We start from the raw sequence: 2,383 nt of genomic DNA on the forward strand, positions 1-2,383 counted from the left end.
TTGCCCATGGTGATCACCTCATTCGACTAGATTAGCATCGTCGAGTTCGAGGTGTCCATGGAACAGACTAACATCCACTTCGAGGTGCTTGCGCAACGCGCGATGCTCCGCCTGCAAGGCTTGCAGTTGGGCGACCAGCGCCCGGACGGCCCACACCTGGGCCCGGCGTTTGCCGGGCGAGGCCTCCAAGGCCCGCTGTTGCAACGCGCTCCAGATGCGTGGCGCCTCCTGCGCGGCGCGCGGGTGCCGGTGTTCCCGCAGCCAGGTCATCAGCTCGCTCAGCGCAATTTTGCGAGCCTCCACCGGGTCGGGCCAGGCGGCCAAAAAAGCCAGCGCGACGGGGCGGTCGATGTCCGCGAAGGCGACCAGGACCTGCGGATAATAACTCTTCAGGGCCGCCGTCAACTGGTTGGTCAAGCGCGTCGTCTGTTGAGTCAAGTCTTCGTCAATCCGCGTCAATTGGCGGAGTTCCACCCAGTCTTCGCTGGCGGGCCGCAAGGGCCGCAACTGATCGCGCTCTTGCCAGCCCAATCGCGCCAAAATCGCCGTATCCAAGCGGTCGGTTTTCGCGCCCGAGGGTTTACGCCGCGCATCGGACACCTTCGGATTGACCGGGTAGACCCAAAATCCCGTGCTGCTCAACCAATCGACGATCAAGCCTTGGGACGTTTCAATCACGACGTGCACATCCGACCGGATGTGCTGAGCCCAATCCACGAGCCGCGCTTCCAGCGCCTCCAAGGCCTCTCGGGTATGGGCGACCTGCCCCATCCAGAGAGCGTGGCCCAGGCGGTCTTGCACCACGACATCGTGATGGCCATCCGCCCAGTCCCAACCGACCACGATTTCCATGCACACAGCCTCCTTCGTGAGATGCCCCAAGGACGCACAAGCCTTATTTGTCACCAGACGTGGCAGGACCCGCAAATCGACCGGGCTATGAGTGGTTCCTTGGGTTACCGATTGTCCCGGAAAGGCGAATCTTTCGCCGGCGATCGGGTCGCGAGGAGCAGAAGCCTTTTCCGGGAATGGTCACCATCCATTCAATTTCATGATGGATGAAAGGATTCGACGAAATCCAGTGGTTCGTCGCAATCTTTGACAAAGTTATCCACCACTGAGACTAACAAATAAGGAGCCTCATCCAATGCCTGAAAACTTTCTCGCGATGCCCGATGTCGTGCTCGACTTTTGGGCTCCCTGGTGCCGACCGTGCAGGGCACTGGCTCCCATCGTCGAGCGGTGGGAACAGGACGGCCTCGTTCCCGTGATTCGCATCAATGTCGACCAGAACCCCGAGGCCGCGGGGCAATTTGGCGTCCAGGGCCTGCCGACCTTGATCCACCTGCGACAGGGACAGGAGGTTGGCCGCGCGACAGGTCAACGGCCGGAGCCTGAACTCAAGCGAGCGCTCAATCTTTCGTAGGGCTGGCGGCCCCGCCGGGGGCCGCTTGATGGCCGGGGTGCCTGAGGAGACCGTCACAGCAAGGAGTGAAGCCCATGGGGTTTTGCACGCTCGGTGGCGACGGAGTGGGGCGGGCAGATTGGCGCGACCACCTCATCGACCACCACCCGGGCGCGGAGCATTTCTCGAACGCCGAAGCCCGCGAGTTCTTCGAACGGCGGACGTCCCGTCCGCCCACGCCCGATGCCATCATTGACCGAAAGGATTGATTGTCATGGCCACCGTACCTGAAGCCCTCCCCGTTGTCGCGGAGCGCTGGGACTTGCCGGATGTCCTCCTCGTCCCGATGGATTCGCTGGACGCCTATTTCTCCCGGGTTTATCAGATTCCGTTGCTGACTCGCGAAGAGGAAGCGGAGCTTGGGACCGCAGTGCGGGCTGGCAACCGCGATGCGGCGCTCCGATTGGCCGTGCATAATCTCCGCTATGCTGCGTACCTCGCCCGCAAGTGGGAGGGCCGGAGTCCAGGGGAACCGGTGTGGTCGCTCGGCGATGCCGTGCAGGCGGCCAACATCGGTCTCTGGACGGCGGTTTACCGGTACGACCCCAGCCTTGCCCGATTCACGACGTATGCCCACTGGTGGATCCGTCAATCTTGGGACCGCGCCCGCAATACGTTTCTCTGGCAGGTGCGGCTGCCGGCTCACGCGGTCCGCGAATGGCATGCGTACCAGCAGGCGGTGGAGGCGTGGACACGGTCACGCCACCGAAAACCGAAACCCGAAGAGTTGGCGGAATTGTTGGGGTGGCCGCTTCGTCGGGTGGGCTTTTGGCAACAGTGGGCGGAGACCACCCAGCGACCGGCCTCGCTCGATGCCCTCGTGCTGGATGAAGACACGCCCCTCGGCGATCTCGTAGCCGGCTCCGCGGATGATGCCGTGTGGAGTCGGCTACAACACCGCGCGCAGCAAGAGGCGGT

Annotated in this window: 4 protein-coding genes; 3 read left to right on the top strand and 1 reads right to left on the bottom strand. The window is 62.9% G+C overall.

The window, feature by feature from the left end:
* Positions 1 to 18: 18 nt before the first annotated feature.
* Positions 19 to 852, bottom strand: coding sequence for an IS110 family transposase (locus HIJ39_RS22520; RefSeq protein WP_243239920.1), 834 nt, complete (start codon positions 850 to 852; stop codon positions 19 to 21).
* A 295-nt stretch (positions 853 to 1,147) separates the two neighbouring features.
* Between HIJ39_RS22520 and HIJ39_RS22525 the strand changes: the two genes are divergently transcribed.
* The 3 genes from HIJ39_RS22525 to HIJ39_RS22535 all read left to right on the top strand — a co-directional run.
* Entirely contained in the window at positions 1,148 to 1,426 is a 279-nt protein-coding gene (locus HIJ39_RS22525; RefSeq protein ID WP_169103277.1) for a thioredoxin family protein, read from the top strand.
* Positions 1,427 to 1,500: 74 nt separating this feature from the next.
* Positions 1,501 to 1,674, top strand: a complete 174-nt coding sequence (locus HIJ39_RS22530; protein WP_169103278.1) for a hypothetical protein — start codon at positions 1,501 to 1,503, stop codon at positions 1,672 to 1,674.
* 5 nt (positions 1,675 to 1,679) lie between these two features.
* The coding region (locus tag HIJ39_RS22535) for a sigma factor (RefSeq protein WP_275107405.1) at positions 1,680 to 2,383 on the top strand (704 nt) is incomplete at its 3' end.

Source organism: Sulfobacillus harzensis, assembly GCF_012933365.1.
Lineage (GTDB): Bacteria > Bacillota > Sulfobacillia > Sulfobacillales > Sulfobacillaceae > Sulfobacillus_B > Sulfobacillus_B harzensis.

What these genes read in the sequence shown, in the direction of transcription:
- HIJ39_RS22530 (WP_169103278.1), top strand. Translation starts at nt 1,501, where the DNA reads ATGGGGTTTTGCACGCTCGGTGGCGACGGAGTGGGGCGGGCAGATTGG.
- HIJ39_RS22525 (WP_169103277.1), top strand. Translation starts at nt 1,148, where the DNA reads ATGCCTGAAAACTTTCTCGCGATGCCCGATGTCGTGCTCGACTTTTGG.
- HIJ39_RS22520 (WP_243239920.1), bottom strand. Translation starts at nt 852, where the DNA reads ATGGAAATCGTGGTCGGTTGGGACTGGGCGGATGGCCATCACGATGTC.